Consider the following 16,902-nt stretch of genomic DNA (forward strand, 5'->3'; position numbering starts at 1 on the left):
TATCTATAATAAACTTAATTATTTTATGAAAGGAGTTATCCTATTATTGATTTCTGTTTTTTGTCTCCAAGTAACAGGTTTTTCACAAAGTGTCATAACCGGCAATGTAGTTGATAAAAAGGAAAATTTGAAATTAGAAAATGCAACTATTATGTTGTTGCAAGCCAAAGATTCTATTTTAGTAGATTTTGTAAGAACAAATTCTGCTGGTAAATTTGAATTGAAGAAACCTAATCAAGGTGATTTTCTAGTTATTGTTTCTTATCCCAAATATGCTGATTTCTATCAGTTACTATCACCAAATAGTGAGGGCAACCTAGGTGATATTGGACTTCAAAGTGTGGAGAATTTGATTGAAGAGGTTGTGGTCAATCGCCGTGCAGCTATCACGCTAAAAGGAGATACGACGGAGTATGATGCTTCCCAATTTACAGTAGAAAAGAATGCTAAAGTAGAAGATTTACTGAAAGTATTACCAGGTATTACGGTAGATGCTTCAGGAAAGATAACAGCTCAAGGTAAGACTGTAGAAAAAGTTTTAGTTGATGGGGAAGAGTTTTTTGGGGATGATCCTATCCTTGTAACGCGAAATATCCGCTCCGATATGGTAGATAAAGTGCAGGTATATGAAAAGAAATCTGATCAAGCCGAGCGTACAGGAGTAGATGATGGCATACGTACGCAGACTATCAATGTGAAGTTGAAAGAAGATGCTAAGCACGGTGTTTTTGGAAAAGCTGAGGCAGGTGTTGGCACAGATAAGTTTTATTTGGGCCAAGGGTTCTTAAATTATTTCAAAAAATCATTACGCGTTTCTGCATTCTTGATTACTAGCAATAACGGTAAAACTAGCCTTAGTGGCAATGAGTCTGATATTATCGATGGTGGCGAGTGGGGTGATGGAAATTACCGTGGTGAGGGAATTCCCGTAACTACAAATACAGGGTTATTCTATTCTGATAAATCAGCTAATGATAAACACAAATGGAGATTGGATTATAAATACAATCAATTGAGTACAGATGTTGATCGTAATGTTTTTATTCAAAACTCACTTCGTGATACGGTACTATTAACAAATAGTGATTCTAAAGGTAACAATTCGAATAAGCGTAATAATTTTAGTTTTAAAAATGAATCAAAATTTGACTCCTTAACAACATTAACGATATGGGCAGGAGCAGGGAATAATAATTCGGAGAATATCAGTAATTCTATTTCCAAAACTGTAGATCAATTTGGAAATCGTATCAATGAAAGTAATAGAGATTTTTATGCGGATAGCAAATCGACGTCATTTAATGCTTCAGGATTATTTACACGCAAGTTTAGTAAGCAAGGACGTTCGTTGTCTTTCTATTATGGTTTGAATGGTGCTGAAAGTAAGGGTAATCAATTGATAAATTCTAAATTGAGTTATTATGTAGATAATGCTTGGGTGCGTGATGATGTTATTGATCAGCGCAAACTGAATGATGATAAGTCATTTGATCAAGGAGCTAGCCTAAGTTATTCGGAGCCTTTCTCGAAGAAATTTGTCGCTACTGTGGAGTATAAACTGAACAATACGAACAATTCAAATAAAGTAGAATCATATAATAAAGACGCTACAACAGGAGAATATGATCAGTTTGATGCGCTATTTAGTAATAATTTTGATTATAACACTTTTAAAAACACGTATTCTCTTTCGTTTAATTATAAGCCTATAGAAAAGATTAATTTCAATATGTCCAATTTCTTGGAGCAAAGTAGTTTGAAGCAAGTGGATAATTATACCAATAATGAGATGAAAAGATCATTCTTAGTATACGCACCTAATATTCGATTGAACTATGATATATCTAAAACCAAACAGTTAAATGTTGACTATAGAGGAGAGAATATATTACCTTCATTAAGTCAGATACAGCCGCTACGTTCCAATATTGATCCTTTGAATGAGTATTTGGGTAATGAAAACCTTATAAATGCTTATACACATAATGTGAGTGCTTTTATGCGTTCTACAAATATTATGACTTTTACTTTCTGGGGAGGAGGAATAACTGGAGCTAGTACGAAAGACGCTTTGATTCAAAATGTGTTGACTGATTCGGAAGGTAAGAATACCTATACTTGGGAAAATTTATCTGCTAATAATAATAAAAGTATCACTTTATTTGCTTTCTATTACACGACATTGATCAAAAAGTATCAAATTAGACATGGTATTTCACCTAATTTTTCAGTGTACGAAAATTATAATTACATCAATGGTACTTTGGCAAAAGCAACAAATGAAAATTACACATTGGGTTATGGAATTCAAAAATCAACAACTAAAGGATTGGATTTCGATCTGAATTTGAGGCCTGGATACAGCGTACAAAGAAACTCAATCCGTAAGGATTCTGAAAGTAATGGGTTTACATTTAATGTTGATGGGAACTTCAAATACTTTTTGCCTAAAAAGTTCCAGTTTGAAACCAACTTTACCTATATCTATCAAGCACCAACGGAGGTATATAAAGAGAAATTTGAGCGCTTCTTAATCAATCCTTCTCTATCAAAGAAATTTTTGGCTAATGAAACTTTGATGCTGACTTTGGCGGTTAATGATATACTAAATCAAAATGTGGGGTACTCACGTAACCAATCCGGTACACAGTTGACCGAAAGAAGGTATAATACCATAGGAAGGTATTATATGTTGAAAATGTCTTGGGAGATTAATAAAATGTTTGTAAAATCGAACTAATTGAAGATGAAAAATATAAAATCAATATTACTACTTACTATATTATTTTTAGTTATTAATGCGAGCAGCGGCTTGGCACAGTATGCTTACTTTCCTTATGAAGGGAAGATATCATATGATAAAACTGTGTTTATGCAAAATAAACTCAAGCGATATGCTAGTTATTCCAAAGAGGAAAATTCAAAAAGATTTTTTGAACAAATAGTAGCCACTAGTCCTGAAAGTATAGTACTAAAAAAGTCACTCAGTTTCAAAGGTAACGAACTCCGCTTTGAGCAGGTGAAGCAGGAATTTCCGGACAATTATGCTATGCTAATGCAGATGGGAATTTTAGAGTCAGATGGTAGTACCTATCAAAATATGAATGCTAAAGAGTCAAAATCTTTATTTGCATTAGGTGGCCAAGATATATTAATAACCGATTCGTTATTGAGTATAAAATGGAAAATAACAGATGAGTACCGCAATATAGCTGGTTATAACTGTAGAAGAGCCAATGGAATAGCATTAGACTCCGTATATGTAGTAGCTTTTTATACCGATGAAATTCCTGTTTCTGGTGGGCCTGCATCTTTTAGAGGTCTCCCAGGGATGATCCTTGGTGTAGCAGTACCGGAGTTGCACTTTAATATGTTTGCTACGCAGGTAGATTTAACGCCCGTGCCTTATGTTGATCCTAATTTGACAAAGAAAAAGATTAAACCCATGACACGTAAAGGGATTTATGATCAATTGAATTCTACGCTTGGTGGGATGCTAGGCGACAAAGTGTTTAACCTACTGATGGCTGAATACTTCCTCTAAGGGGATTAAGAACAGCAATATAAAAAAGGGAGCTTAATATTAAGCTCCCTTTTTTATTCTTCAGAAGAAAAATGACTATTTACCTTCGTTTTTCTTAGCTGTAATTTCGTTACGGATATCTTGTGCTAAAGTTTTAATGTCTTGTAAACCTTTACGTACACGAGTACCCGCTGCCGAATTAGCATTGTTGTAAAATTTGTCAGCGTCAGCTTCAATAGAAGCAACTAATTCTTTTAATTTAGTGTAGTTTTCCATTTCTATTAATATAATTTAGTTTCTATTATTTACTAAGATGTAATAAATATACAAAAACTAAAAATGAAATATTAAATAAAATGCACTTTTTTACACAAAAAAGTACATTTTATCATGTTTACTCTACAATTGTTAGCTCGTCAATGATGTTTTGTGCACCTGCAAATTTATCTATGATAAATAAAACGTATCTAATGTCAACAGAAATAGTACGTTGTAGCTTTGGATCAAAGATAACATCCCCCGCCATCGCTTCTATGTTTCCATCAAATGCAATACCTACTAATTCACCTTTCGCATTCAATACTGGCGATCCCGAATTACCACCTGTGATATCTTGATCACTCAAGAAGTTGACAGGCATATAACCATTTTTATCCGCATATCTACCGTAATCTTTTTTCTCATTAAGTTCGATTAATCGTGGTGATATATCAAATTCGTCATCATTTGGTTTGTACTTTGCTATAGTACCATCTAATGTTGTGTAGTTGTTGATTTTAGCATCATTGCGTGCATCTTTTGGTAAAGCGCGAACCTTACCGTACGTAAGACGTAAAGTGCTATTTGCATCAGGATAGTATTTTCCATTTGGATTCATCGCTAAGAAACCAGCGATATATTTGCGATGTGCTGCTTGAAATTTTTCCTCCGCTAAATCTTGTTCTGCTGTACGCTCACGATATTTGTTCATCAATGAAGATGATATCTTGTATAATGGGTCTTCGTCTATCTGCTCAGCATTAGGATTAGTTAAAAATGCTTCTAATTTATTTTTAGAGGCAAAAATACTGTTGTCAAAAGCATTTTGAACCGTTGGGCCAAACGTATTATTGTTTTGCTTAGCTAATTCAGCAATATAAGGTGCTATTTGACCTGCTTTAGTACTGTATAGATTTAACTCGTCAGCTAATACATCTACTTCCAATGGAAGATATAGCTTCTCATAGTTGTCAGCAATGAATGTTTCTAAGCGAGGTTTTAATTCTGAACGCTTAGCTTCATTAGCTTCAGCATATTGCTTTAATGCATTACCTAATGTAGCAGGTAAAGAACCGAATGTCGATGAGCGAACAAGTCCTGTCAAGTAATTATCATGACGTGCTTTTAGGTTTGTTGCATCGTAGTATTCGTTGATGGTTTTTATGACATCACCATATTGCTCTTTATTTTCTTTTTTGTTCGCCCATTTATTCAGTTTGTCTTCGGTTTTACGTTTTGAAGCTGATGTTTTATGTTTGGTAAGGGCATCAATCATTCCTTGACGATTTTTCCAATAGTTGGCAACACCTGAATATTTAGAAGCATAATTGATATTCACACTTTGGTCTTTATCCATATGTTTCTTCATGGCATCCATACCTGTTTTTGAAGCCTCCACCCATGCTGGGTAAGCAAAATTTACATTTTGATCAATTCCGGCAGCAGGCATCCAACGGTTGGTACGTCCAGGATATCCTAATATCATTGAGAAATCTCCTTCCTTAACGCCTTTCAAACTGATAGGTAAGTAGTATTTCGTTTTTAAAGGTACATTTTCTTTTGAATAAGGGGCAGGGTTACCATTTTTGTCCGCATATATACGGAAAATAGCAAAATCTCCTGTATGTCTAGGCCATTCCCAATTGTCTGTATCACCGCCAAATTTACCTATGCTATTTGGTGGAGTACCTACCAATCTAACATCTGTGTAATCTTCATATACGAAGTAGTAAAATTCATTTCCGTTGTAGAAAGAACGTACATTAACAATATATTTGCCATTTTCGGAGTTTTCTTTCTCGATTTTAGCAATTTCTTGTTGAATAATTGTATTACGTTCTTTTTCGGACATCTTATCATTTACAAGACTTAAGATACGCTTAGAAACATCATCCATACGTACAAAGAAACGTACATATAGAGATTTTGGCTTTAATTCTTGGCTGAAATTTTTTGCCCAAAAACCATCTTTTAGATAATCATGCTCTTTAGTAGATAATTCTGCAATAGCACCATATCCACAGTGGTGGTTTGTAAATACTAAACCTTTACCTGATACGATTTCCGCAGTACAACCGCCATTGAATTGTACGATTGCATCTTTTAAGCTAGAGTTATTAATGCTGTATATCTCCTCAGCGGTCAATTTCAATCCCTTTTTCTGCATGTCAGCCTCATTAAGACGCTTCAAATGCATTAAGAACCACATCCCTTCGTCTGCCATTGCTGAAAAGCCAACAACGCAAAACGTTAATAATGCTATTAATTTCTTCATTCTAAATTATTTTAATTCAATAACAAAAATGCTTCAAATCTATGGTAAAACAAAATTTTGACTTAGATAGTTTAAAATGCTTGACATTCTTTGGACATAATAAGTGTAAGTTTTAGTTATCTTTGCAAGATGCAAGTATCATTCGAAGATTTTAAATTCAACAAGCAATTATTAACGGCTATTGCTGAAGCAGGCTATGATAAGCCTACTGAGATTCAGCAAAAAGCTATCGTTCCTATTTTATCAGGTCAGGATGTGATGGGGATAGCCCAAACAGGAACAGGTAAAACAGCGGCATTTGTATTACCATTGTTGATGAATCTTAAATATGCTCAAGGTGACGATCCGCGTGCACTTATTTTGAGCCCTACGCGTGAGTTAGCGATGCAGATTGAAGAACATATCCGTATGTTTTCTACGTATTTGGATATACGTACGGTATTATTATATGGAGGTTTGGGTCCGAAGACACAAAAAGAACAGCTTGCAAAAGGCTGTGATATTATTGTCGCTACGCCCGGTCGTTTTTTAGATTTATATCTAGCAGGAGATATTGTGACGAAGTCACTGAAAGTATTGGTGATGGACGAAGCGGATAAGATGATGGATATGGGCTTTATTAGTAAAATCCACCGTATATTAGAAGTCGTTCCTCGCAAACGCCAAAATCTTTTGTTCTCTGCTACGATGAGCGAATTGGTACGTAAGATATCAGGTGATTTTTTAGCTTTTCCGACGATTGTAGAAGTTACAGAACAAGCTACACCAGCTAAGAATGTTACCCAACAAGTATATGTAGTGCCCAATCTAAAAACCAAGATTAATATGCTACAGCATTTGTTTAAAGATGAGGAAGCTTTCAATCGTGTCATCATCTTCTGTAAAACAAAAGAAGTAGCAGATAATGTATTTGGTTTTATCACGCGTAAGTTTGGAGAAGAGAATGCACGTGTTATTCATGCCAACAAAGGACAGAATACACGTATCAATTCTATTAATTCTTTCAAATCTGGGGAGATTCGCTTTTTAGTTGCGACAGATGTTGCGGCACGTGGTTTGGATGTTTCTAATGTAAGCCATGTAATCAACTTTGATGTTCCTATCGTTATTGAAGATTATGTACACCGTATTGGTCGTACAGGAAGGGCTTTCAATGACGGTGTTTCTATTACTTTCGCTAACGAATCAGAGGTGTATTACCTTAAGAAAATTGAGAAATTAATAAGACAGTCTATTCCTGTATATGAGTTGCCAGAGGAGGTCTTTGTGGAGAAAACTCCATATGAAGAACGTCAGGCAATAGCGCGTGAGATTGATAATCAAAAGAAAAAGGATAATCCCGATTATCAAGGAGCTTTTCATGAGAAAAAGCATGCTGCCAAGATTGAAGAAACTCAACGTCTTAAAGCGAAGAAAGCGGCAGGTAAAGTCAAGAAGATGGGCGTCAATAAGGCTGGATTTAAGAAAAAAGGTAAAAAGTTTAAAAACTCTTAATCATGAAACTTACCCCGTTGAATATCACCTTGGCAGTTATATTGGTATGGCTGCTGTCCGAATGGAAGATGGATCAAGAGATGATCTTCTCCTGGGGTTGGTTAGTTTTGCTATTGGTCATCTTATCATTGGTGGATTTAGCATTTCGCATTATTTTTAAAGAATTGAAAAAAATATGGTTCTTAGAGATAGGATTTATTCTTATCGTAGGAATAGTAATGATAATATTGAAAATACAATAATGAAAAAAGCAGAAATAAAATTGAATGTAGAGCTGGACGATAATAACGTTCCAGAGAATATCATGTGGTCTTCTACAGATGGTCAATCATCTGATACTTTACCTGCAAAGGCTATGTTTTTGGCCCTTTGGGATGCACAGTACAAAAATTCTATGCGTATCGATCTATGGACCAAAGATATGCCATATGATGAAATGAAGCGTTTTTTCTATGAAACGTTACAGACATTAGGCGATTCATTTTTAAGATCTTCAGGTGGTGATCCTATGGCAGAAAATGTAATCGGTGATTTGCGTGATTATTGTGCGCATTTTGCAGATAAAATGGAAGTGTTAGAGCAACAATAATTTTAAGTATGAATTATTTCTTAGTCAAATCAGAACCTTTCAAATATAGTTGGGAGCAGTTTAATAAAGACGGCCAGACATTTTGGGATGGTGTACGCAATTATCAAGCTCGTAATAATTTGAAAGCAATGAAGGAAGGTGATTTAGTGCTTTTCTATCATAGCAATGAAGGTAAAGAAGTAGTGGGGGTGGCTAAAGTAGTAAAGGAATATTATCAAGATCCTACTACTGATGATACAAAATGGGTAGTGGTAGATTTATCTCCCGTCGAGACCTTCAAAAAACCTGTTACTTTAGAGATGGTTAAGGCGGATGAATTTTTACAAAATATAGCGTTAGTTCGTCAAGGTAGATTATCTGTGATGCCACTCAAAGCAGAAGAATTTGATCGTATTGTAGAATTAGGAAATTCTTAATCGCGCTATCAAAGATACGGAATACCCAAAAAATAAAAACCTGATTGATTACAATCAGGTTTTTATTTTTTGGGTATTATTGCTTAGTTTAATGGTATACCATAATACGGTCTAAAAGCATCATTAGATTGATAGAAATAGAATGTTGTAGGATTGGTAAATGGATTATTGTAATACAATAATGCACGATTTGCATTCAATTCTGCTTGATTCCATCCTGGTGTCCATCCAACAAATACGCCATCCATATTGATTAGGTGTTGGTAACGTTCATTATTGTTACCCAGATAAGCACGGTGAATACCTACTTCTAGACGTTTGGCGTCAAAGTAGTTAATCCCTTCACCCCAAAATTCAATACCTTTTTGGAAGATATACTCATCTAAGAAACTCGTAGCATCTGTAGCTGTACATGTATAGCTGCTATTACGTGTTTTTACAATATTTTCTAGAGCAGATTTTGCAGCACCAATTCCTTTTGTATGAAGGGCAGCTTCTGCTTTTAAGAAATGCATCTCCTCCACACGCATTGCTGGATAATCGGTCGCTCCACCGATAGCATATGTTGTGTTATTACCATTATAAGGTCTGAATTTGATATTTACATATAACCATGGCCATCCCGTAAATCCATTCCCTTTATTGATGCGTGAACGAATAAAAGCAGGATTACTGTTTAATTGATATTGGTAATTACTGTTACCTACGCCTGAATATTCTTTATTCCAGTCTTGCTCATTTGTACTTTGGTTGTTGTTGGTATTTTGCCATTTGTTATTTATCAAATTACCATTAACATCTTTTTCTATTAAATAAGGGGCTCCAGCAACTTGATTTTTTGACTCATAAAAGAAGTTTGGTGCTAACCAAGATTTTTTTCTAAAATCATCATCTGAAAGACGCTCATACCATTTGCGGTCCAATGAACGACCAACACGCCAGCCGTACACCGAAAATTCAGTCTCAGTACCAAAGATCATTGAAAATACAAAGGATCCTTCACTTGCAGCAGCCGTATTTCCTTGTGATATGGAAGTTGCTAATAACCATGAATTTTGGGAGTTGCGGTTATTAAAACCTGTCTTAGGATCTGTCCATTCTGTTTCCGTCAGTGGAGTAGCACCCGAAGTACTGATTGCTTTATCTGAATATTCTTCTACTTTTTGCCAATAGGCATTTTCATCTTTATAGGTAGCTGAGGTTTTTACACGTGAAGCGATATTTGCATAAGCACGTGCATAAAGACCATAAACAACAGCTAGGTTTGGTTGTGTCTTGTCGGTACGTGTGTAACCGTCCAAGTATTTTTCTGCGGCTTTAAGGTCACTAAAGATAAGATCATATACTGCATCAACTGTTGCGCGAGGATTGTTTGTTGCTTCCTCTGAGGTAGTATTTTCAGTAACAATAGGAACACCCAAGTTTTCTAAATTATTTTCCGGCGTAGTATAAGTATATCTTTTATCTGTAGGTTTTTTGTACTCCATGATTTGTACCAAATCCATATAATACAATGCTCTATAAGCATAACTTATACCTAAGTAACCCTTTTTCGTGTCATCAATATTATCATCAGTGCCGATTAATTTAATGATGTCATTTACATTTTTGATGTATGCATAATATAGGTAAGAAGGGTATAGTCCGCGGTTGGATCCTGTAGAAGGGATATTTCCATTCGAATAAGCTCCCATAGTATTATATCCATTGGCTCCCGAACATACCATTTGGGTAGTACCATGTTCTAACATAGCACGCATACTTCCATAAGAAATCATCTCTAAACCACCATCTGAATTTTGGTAGCCTGCCATCGATGAATAGATAGAGTTTACTAATCCTTTTATAGCGCTAGGTGAATCCTGGATCTGAGAATCTAATACAAATTCTGTCGGTAGTGTTTCTTTAATACAACTACTTAAGCTTAATAAAGATCCTGCTAATAAATATATATAACGTTTTTTCATTTTGTATTTATTGTAATAATTAGAATGTAACATTTATACCTCCAGATACGGTACGCATAGGAGAATAAAGCTCTGGGTTAGTATATCCTTGTAATGTATAGCGTGGGTCAAATCCTCTACGTGCCGAGATATAGAAAGGGTTTTCTACAGCCATATATACACGCACACGCTGCAAATTTAGTTTGTTGTTGATGGATGCTGGTAGCGTATATCCTAAATTGATGTTTTGGATATTTAAGTAACTAGCATTCGTTAAATAACGATCTGAACGTGAGTTTTGTGAATACGTTTCTGCGAATAATAAACGAGGTATATCAGTATTTTTATTTTCTGGTGTCCATGCATTAAGCATATCTACATGCCAGTTTGTAGCTGTTGTACCACCTGTATGCATCAATGTTTGGTATGTATAATCGTATGCTTTACCACCTATTTGGTAGTTTAGATTGATAGATAAATCTAAGCCTTTATAGGATACTGTAGTACCAAAGCCACCATAGAATTTTGCTAATGCATCACCGATTAAATAATCTGTAGCTTTAGTTATATCTTTAGTAGTTTCTTGACCTGATATATTTCCATTGCCATCAATGATATCTTTATAGTATAATGATTCACCAGTTTGTTCATCTAAACCTGCAAATTTTGGTAAGTACCAAGTGTATAGCGGTAATCCTTCAGCTACGAAATATTTGTACTTTGAAACAAAAGATTTATCTAAGTTTACGTAACCATCATAACCTTCTACTGATGTTGTCTTAATATCGTTTGGAAGGCTTAATACTTTATTCTTAACATGAGTGATATTAAAGTTTACATCCCATTGAAAATCTTTTTTGTTGATTAGATTGGCATTCAATACTAATTCGACACCTCTATTGCGCATATCACCTAAGTTTAGGTAATAACTTGTATAGCCAATTGATGGAGGTGTGTTAAGCGAGAATAACATATCTGTCGTTGTACGATTGAAATAATCGATACTACCTGATAAGCGTTTGTTAAATAATTCGAATTCTGTACCAATATTTAGGTTTGTATTCGTTTCCCAAGTGATATCTTTAGCTCCTTTTTGTCTCCACTGGTACGCTGCTTCATTATCATTGTTGATAACCCTGTAAGAGTCAGCATACAAGTAGTTACCAATTTTGTCATTTCCTTGAGAACCTAATGACGCTTTTATTTTCAAACTATTGACCCAATCAGCATGGAAGAAATTCTCTTTGGAGATGATCCATGCTCCACCGATTGACCAAAAGTTACCCCAACGGTAATCTGTTGAAAAACGGGACGAAGCATCACGACGGAACGAAACAGAACCAAAGTATTTGGACGCATAGTTGTACATCCCTCTAAAGAAGAAACCTTCGTTGTTGTATGCGTTTGAATAGGAGTTAGGATTTGTATTTAAATTTAATAATGTTGCTAATTCTGTCGTATTGTCAATACCGAAATTACGACCTGAGGCACCTAAATATTCATACTTATAGTTGTAGTATTCATGTCCTAATAATCCACTTATATCATGTAATCCAATACGTTTATTATAGTTTAATAATTGCTGTGTATTATAAGAATATGTACGTGAAGAGCTTTTTGATAGATAACCATTATCCGATGAACTTGTGTAATAGTCTACAAATGGGCTTTTGCTGTACGTATATCTTGTGTCATAATTGTAAATATTACCATTCACCGTAAACGTCAAATCCGAAGTCAAGTTTATATCTGCATAGCCACTTAAGGTAAGTGAATTGCCATTATTTCCAGATTTTTCGTATTTATTGTTGAAAATAGCGTTTCCGCCTATACCGCCAGCTTTACTTAAATCATAGTTATTGGCAAAATCGTACATTGGTTGACCCCATTGGTCAATCATGATGTTTTTGTCTGCACCTCTATAATATACAGGATAGATTGGGGCTTGGGTTTTGATAATACTCCAAATTGTACCAGTTCCAATCGTTCCTTCAGAGGTTTGTGCGTAATTATATTTACTGTAATTGGCGTTACCACCTACTTTCAACCAATCTTTTGCTTTGTAGTCTAATTTTAAGCGAGCAGTCAATCGATCTTGGCTAGAGCCAGATTGTATACCTTCTTGATCTAAATAGCCTACGGATGTGTAATAGTTTATTTTTTCACTGGCTCCAGAGATTGAAGCATTATATTCTTGTCTCAATCCATGTTGTAAACCTTCCTTTTCCCAATTATCCGCTTGTAACCAATATTGTTGATTGTTATAGCTGTATAAAGATCCCATTGTCGCATTGGGGTTCATGGCACCACCTTGCTGGATAAATTCTTGCCCTGTAGGAACAGAGTATATCATATAACCTGGACCAACTCCACTCGAAGCGCTTGTCAATTGGCTATTTGCTAAAGTATGGGCATCTTGTGAAGACATTGCACCACCTTTGTCTGTTATATAATAATTATATAACATCTTGTAATACGTCTCATAAAATTGTTGTGAGTTTAATGTTTCATAGTTTCTTAAACCATTAGAATTAACTCCCCATTTAGCATCTAAATTGATTTTTGCTTCCCCATTTTTACCCGTTTTTGTAGTAATCATGATTACGCCATTGGCTCCACGGGCACCATATAAAGCATTTGAAGCAGCATCTTTCAATACTGTCATAGATTCTATGTCACTTGCATTAATTAAGTTTAAATCTCCTTCAAAAGGCATACCATCAACTACAATAAGGGGCGCTGTATCTGAAGATATAGAACCAAATCCTCGAATAGTAATGGAAGGTGAAGATCCTGGTTGTGACGATGTTGCATTTAATTGAACTCCGGCGACACGACCTGCTAATGCACTAGCGGGATTGGTAACTTGGGATTTGGCAAGATCATCTGCTTTGAGAACACCTGCCGAACCTGTAAATGCTTCTTTGCTTGATTTACCGAATGCTACAACGACTACTTCGTCCAATTCTTGGTTGTCTTCTTTAAGTACAATTTGAAAAGTTGTTTTGTTAGCTGTTTCTATAGTTTGAGCACTGTATCCAGCATATGATATCTGTATGATACTTTTTGGAGATACATTTAATTCAAATTGACCATTTGAATTTGTTGTTGTTGTCTTGTTAGTACCTAAGATACTGACATTGGCTCCTGCTATAGGATTGTTGTTTACATCTCTTACTGTACCTGTAATTTTTTGTTGGTAGGTGGATTTTTCAATAAGTGAATAGTTCGTCGCTGAGCCTACCAGGCGTTGATTTGTTTTTAAAAAGCTGTTTTCCTTAGCATTAACTGCAATACTTAAGCAAATTAATGGTAAATAGATGGATGCTTTTTTAGTAAAGTCATTCATGAATTAAATTGAATATATTAGTTAGTTATTAGGGGTTTATTTTATAGCTGATATTTCTTACGATATAAGATTAGCATCATATGCTAATTCAAAACTATAACTTTGATGTGCATATTTATGCGGTTTTGGGTTTATCTGCTTTTTTAATGTAGACACCTTTTTATTTATCTTATTTACTATAGAATAGCAGAATAATAATCGTGTATCATTAGGTTTGTTCATTTTCATTTCTCCTTATAGAAATCTGTATTTATGTAGTTTGACAGATTGGTAATAAGATTCTTTAGGCTTTATGGCGGCAAACGTAATGATAAATATGTTTGTAACCAAAATAAAATATGATTGTTTTTTATAAATCATTGTACCTTAAGGAGTAATCTTTTTTTTGTATGATTTATGCGTTATTCAATTTGTAACATGCTAAAATAAGTGCATTACAATTCCATACTAGCCTGTTTAATAGTAATTACTAGTCTGTTAATGATGGATAGGAGTAGTGTTGAAAAATTGAATGATTGGGTGATGGCAGGTTTATGTAGCAAATATATCTTGAAGGGACTTTTTAGTAGCTATTATTTATTAACAAAAATGGGCAATCATAGTACTATGATTGCCCATTTTTAGTTGGTAGAAATTGTTTATGCTGAAAAACTTGAGCCACATCCACATGTGCTTGTCGCGTTTGGATTGTTGAACGTAAAACCTCTAGCTTCAAGACCGCTCTTGAAGTCAATTTCCATTCCCGCCAAATACATTCCGTGTGCTTTATTCATAAATACACGAATTCCCTCAATAGCGAATTCCGTATCACCTTCTTTCTTTTGATCAAAACCAAGAATATAGTTCATTCCTGAACAACCACCGCCTTCAACACCGATACGTAGACCGTACTCTTCCGTAATTTCTTGTTGGTCAATTAGTTTTTTTAATTCTGCAACCGCCCCAACAGTTAATGTAACAGGTGCTGCAGTAGCTATATTTTCTGTACTCATTGCTTTTTCTTTTCTATATGATTGTTAAACAAAATTACATATTTTTAAATAAAATAAACCCTTCGTCTTTTTTTTGACAGAATATAAACATTGCTTATTAATTCATATGGAATATACGACTTTTTTTTTACAGCTATTGGTTACAGCAATAGGTGGATGTATTGCTGTAGTACTTTCTTTCTATATTGTATGGCCCAAAATAGAGGTTTCTTTATTGAAGATTAATTCAATCCACGAAAGAAAGGAGCTTACAAAGGATACGCTGCAGTTAAGATTTGCAGCTTATGAGCGTTTATTGTTATTTGTAAATCGTATATCGCCACAGCAAATAATGTTACGTAATCATAATACTGAGGGGACAATTGAACAGTTTAAGAAAAATATAATTGCTGATTTGGAAGCTGAATTTCAGCATAATTTTACGCAACAGTTATATGTTTCGGACTTGGCTTGGACTATAATTAAAGATTTGAAAAATAATACTTCTTTATTATTTCAAAATGCAAGTAAAATAATGCCTCCGACCGCTAATGTCGATGATTATATCGCTGTAGTCTTCAAGCATGCAAATGAATGGAGTGAAAACCCGTATGATGTTGCACAGAATATTTTGAAAAAAGAGCTTTCTGCATAATATTATATATTATTATTTATGTTTTTTGAGATATAGTTTCTTATTTGAAAAATAAACAGAAATTTTTTAAAAGTTTAAATATCCATACGATTAAAAAAATAGATAATTGTATCTTTGGGAAGAAAAAACAATAAACAAATTAAATATAATGGAAAGAGATCAAGCTATCTTTAATCTTATCGCTAACGAGCTAAAACGCCAAGAAGAAGGTATTGAGCTTATTGCTTCTGAGAACTTTGTAAGTAAACAAGTGATGGAAGCTGCAGGTTCAGTTTTGACAAACAAATATGCAGAAGGACTTCCGGGAAAACGTTACTACGGTGGTTGTGAAGTTGTAGATGAGATTGAAACTATCGCCATCGAACGTGCTAAAAAATTATTTGGTGCTGCATGGGTAAACGTTCAACCTCACTCTGGTGCGCAAGCTAACGCAGCAGTATTTTTGGCTACAATCAAACCAGGCGATAAAATTTTAGGCTTAGATTTATCTCATGGTGGTCACTTGACGCATGGTTCTCCAGCGAACTTGTCAGGTAAAATTTACCAACCATTATTTTACGGTGTTAAAGAAGAAACAGGCTTAATAGATTACGAAGGATTAGAAGAAACTGCGTTACGCGAAAAACCAAAAATGATCATTTGTGGTGCTTCTGCTTATTCACGTGATTGGGATTATGCTCGTATCCGCAAAGTAGCTGATGAAATCGGTGCTTTGGTATTAGCGGATATTTCTCACCCTGCAGGTTTGATTGCTAAAGGTTTATTAAATGATCCACTTCCTCACTGTCATATCGTAACGACTACGACACACAAAACATTGCGTGGTCCTCGTGGTGGTATGATCATGGTAGGCAAAGATTTTGAAAATACCTGGGGTGCAACTTCACCAAAAGGTGAAACGCGTACAATCACTCAATTATTAGATCTAGCCGTATTTCCGGGTACGCAAGGTGGACCATTAGAGCATACTATCGCTGCTAAAGCGATTGCTTATGGTGAAGCTTTAACAGATGACTATTTAACTTATGCTAAACAAGTACAAGCAAATGCGCAAGCTTTAGCGAAGTTCTTTGTTGATCGCGATTATAAAATTATCTCTGGTGGTACTGATAACCATTTGATGTTGGTCGATTTACGTAACAAAGATATCTCTGGTAAAGCAGCAGAAGCAGTATTAGGTTTAGCGGGTATTACGACGAACAAAAATATGGTTCCTTTTGATACACGTTCTCCTTTTGTAACTTCTGGTGTTCGTTTTGGTACAGCAGCTATTACAACGCGTGGTGTGAAAGAAGCAGAGATGTTACAGATTGGTGAATTGATTGACGCTGCATTGAAAGCGAAAGATGATGAGGCTAAATTAGCATCTATTCACACGAAGGTGAAAGACTTAATGGCTGAATTTCCATTGTACAAATAAGTATTT

General features: G+C 35.0%; 13 protein-coding genes. 8 read left to right on the plus strand and 5 right to left on the minus strand.

The features are described 5' to 3' along the window. Window positions 1–25: 25 nt before the first annotated feature. Together IP023_RS13510 and IP023_RS13515 are read left to right on the plus strand one after the other, a co-directional pair. A complete protein-coding gene (locus IP023_RS13510; protein WP_241790926.1) occupies window positions 26–2,740 on the plus strand; it encodes an outer membrane beta-barrel protein in 2,715 nt (904 codons plus the stop codon). A 6-nt stretch (window positions 2,741–2,746) separates the two neighbouring features. Then, window positions 2,747–3,544: a GLPGLI family protein gene (locus IP023_RS13515; protein WP_241790927.1), complete on the plus strand. Its 798-nt coding sequence runs from the start codon at window positions 2,747–2,749 to the stop codon at window positions 3,542–3,544. Between the two features lie 75 nt (window positions 3,545–3,619). On the opposite strand, the gene IP023_RS13520 is transcribed toward IP023_RS13515, so the two are convergent. Then, complete coding sequence (locus IP023_RS13520) at window positions 3,620–3,799, minus strand: histone H1 (RefSeq protein WP_241790928.1); 180 nt, start codon at window positions 3,797–3,799, stop codon at window positions 3,620–3,622. A 118-nt stretch (window positions 3,800–3,917) separates the two neighbouring features. Next, entirely contained in the window at window positions 3,918–6,056 is a 2,139-nt protein-coding gene (locus tag IP023_RS13525) for a S46 family peptidase (RefSeq protein ID WP_241790929.1), read from the minus strand. A 129-nt stretch (window positions 6,057–6,185) separates the two neighbouring features. Here IP023_RS13525 and IP023_RS13530 point away from each other — a divergent pair, with 129 nt between their 5' ends. The 4 genes from IP023_RS13530 to IP023_RS13545 are packed head-to-tail and all read left to right on the plus strand — an operon-like array spanning window position 6,186 to window position 8,555. Continuing rightward, window positions 6,186–7,550: a DEAD/DEAH box helicase gene (locus IP023_RS13530; RefSeq protein ID WP_241790930.1), complete on the plus strand. Its 1,365-nt coding sequence runs from the start codon at window positions 6,186–6,188 to the stop codon at window positions 7,548–7,550. Between the two features lie 2 nt (window positions 7,551–7,552). Further along, window positions 7,553–7,792 carry a hypothetical protein gene (locus tag IP023_RS13535; RefSeq protein WP_241790931.1) on the plus strand — a complete coding sequence of 80 codons (240 nt, stop codon included), beginning with the start codon at window positions 7,553–7,555 and terminating at the stop codon, window positions 7,790–7,792. Next, window positions 7,792–8,139, plus strand: a complete 348-nt coding sequence (gene gldC / locus IP023_RS13540) for a gliding motility protein GldC (protein WP_241790932.1) — start codon at window positions 7,792–7,794, stop codon at window positions 8,137–8,139. Before IP023_RS13535 ends, gldC begins: the two co-directional genes overlap by 1 nt. Window positions 8,140–8,147: 8 nt before the next feature. Further along, window positions 8,148–8,555 carry an EVE domain-containing protein gene (locus IP023_RS13545; RefSeq protein ID WP_241790933.1) on the plus strand — a complete coding sequence of 136 codons (408 nt, stop codon included), beginning with the start codon at window positions 8,148–8,150 and terminating at the stop codon, window positions 8,553–8,555. A gap of 83 nt (window positions 8,556–8,638) precedes the next feature. Here the strand turns inward: IP023_RS13545 and IP023_RS13550 are convergent, their stop codons facing one another. The 3 genes from IP023_RS13550 to IP023_RS13560 form a co-directional block, all read right to left on the minus strand. Then, entirely contained in the window at window positions 8,639–10,522 is a 1,884-nt protein-coding gene (locus IP023_RS13550; protein WP_241790934.1) for a RagB/SusD family nutrient uptake outer membrane protein, read from the minus strand. Window positions 10,523–10,541: 19 nt separating this feature from the next. Beyond that, on the minus strand, window positions 10,542–13,850 hold the full coding sequence (locus IP023_RS13555) for a SusC/RagA family TonB-linked outer membrane protein (protein WP_241790935.1): 3,309 nt from the start codon (window positions 13,848–13,850) through the stop codon (window positions 10,542–10,544). Between the two features lie 638 nt (window positions 13,851–14,488). Next, window positions 14,489–14,842: a HesB/IscA family protein gene (locus IP023_RS13560; protein ID WP_241790936.1), complete on the minus strand. Its 354-nt coding sequence runs from the start codon at window positions 14,840–14,842 to the stop codon at window positions 14,489–14,491. Window positions 14,843–14,948: 106 nt separating this feature from the next. Between IP023_RS13560 and IP023_RS13565 the strand changes: the two genes are divergently transcribed. Both IP023_RS13565 and IP023_RS13570 read left to right on the plus strand, forming a co-directional pair. Further along, on the plus strand, window positions 14,949–15,476 hold the full coding sequence (locus tag IP023_RS13565; RefSeq protein WP_241790937.1) for a DUF7935 family protein: 528 nt from the start codon (window positions 14,949–14,951) through the stop codon (window positions 15,474–15,476). 148 nt (window positions 15,477–15,624) lie between these two features. Continuing rightward, window positions 15,625–16,896 carry a serine hydroxymethyltransferase gene (locus IP023_RS13570; protein WP_241790938.1) on the plus strand — a complete coding sequence of 424 codons (1,272 nt, stop codon included), beginning with the start codon at window positions 15,625–15,627 and terminating at the stop codon, window positions 16,894–16,896. Window positions 16,897–16,902: the final 6 nt, after the last annotated feature.

Source organism: Sphingobacterium rhinopitheci (assembly GCF_022627575.1).
Taxonomy (GTDB): Bacteria; Bacteroidota; Bacteroidia; order Sphingobacteriales; family Sphingobacteriaceae; genus Sphingobacterium; species Sphingobacterium rhinopitheci.

Bases quoted from the DNA above. Each gene is read 5' to 3' on its own strand.
- IP023_RS13510 (WP_241790926.1), top strand. From the start codon at position 26: ATGAAAGGAGTTATCCTATTATTGATTTCTGTTTTTTGTCTCCAAGTA.
- IP023_RS13515 (WP_241790927.1), top strand. From the start codon at position 2,747: ATGAAAAATATAAAATCAATATTACTACTTACTATATTATTTTTAGTT.
- IP023_RS13520 (WP_241790928.1), bottom strand. From the start codon at position 3,799: ATGGAAAACTACACTAAATTAAAAGAATTAGTTGCTTCTATTGAAGCT.
- IP023_RS13525 (WP_241790929.1), bottom strand. From the start codon at position 6,056: ATGAAGAAATTAATAGCATTATTAACGTTTTGCGTTGTTGGCTTTTCA.
- IP023_RS13530 (WP_241790930.1), top strand. From the start codon at position 6,186: ATGCAAGTATCATTCGAAGATTTTAAATTCAACAAGCAATTATTAACG.
- IP023_RS13535 (WP_241790931.1), top strand. From the start codon at position 7,553: ATGAAACTTACCCCGTTGAATATCACCTTGGCAGTTATATTGGTATGG.
- gldC (WP_241790932.1), top strand. From the start codon at position 7,792: ATGAAAAAAGCAGAAATAAAATTGAATGTAGAGCTGGACGATAATAAC.
- IP023_RS13545 (WP_241790933.1), top strand. From the start codon at position 8,148: ATGAATTATTTCTTAGTCAAATCAGAACCTTTCAAATATAGTTGGGAG.
- IP023_RS13550 (WP_241790934.1), bottom strand. From the start codon at position 10,522: ATGAAAAAACGTTATATATATTTATTAGCAGGATCTTTATTAAGCTTA.
- IP023_RS13555 (WP_241790935.1), bottom strand. From the start codon at position 13,850: ATGAATGACTTTACTAAAAAAGCATCCATCTATTTACCATTAATTTGC.
- IP023_RS13560 (WP_241790936.1), bottom strand. From the start codon at position 14,842: ATGAGTACAGAAAATATAGCTACTGCAGCACCTGTTACATTAACTGTT.
- IP023_RS13565 (WP_241790937.1), top strand. From the start codon at position 14,949: ATGGAATATACGACTTTTTTTTTACAGCTATTGGTTACAGCAATAGGT.
- IP023_RS13570 (WP_241790938.1), top strand. From the start codon at position 15,625: ATGGAAAGAGATCAAGCTATCTTTAATCTTATCGCTAACGAGCTAAAA.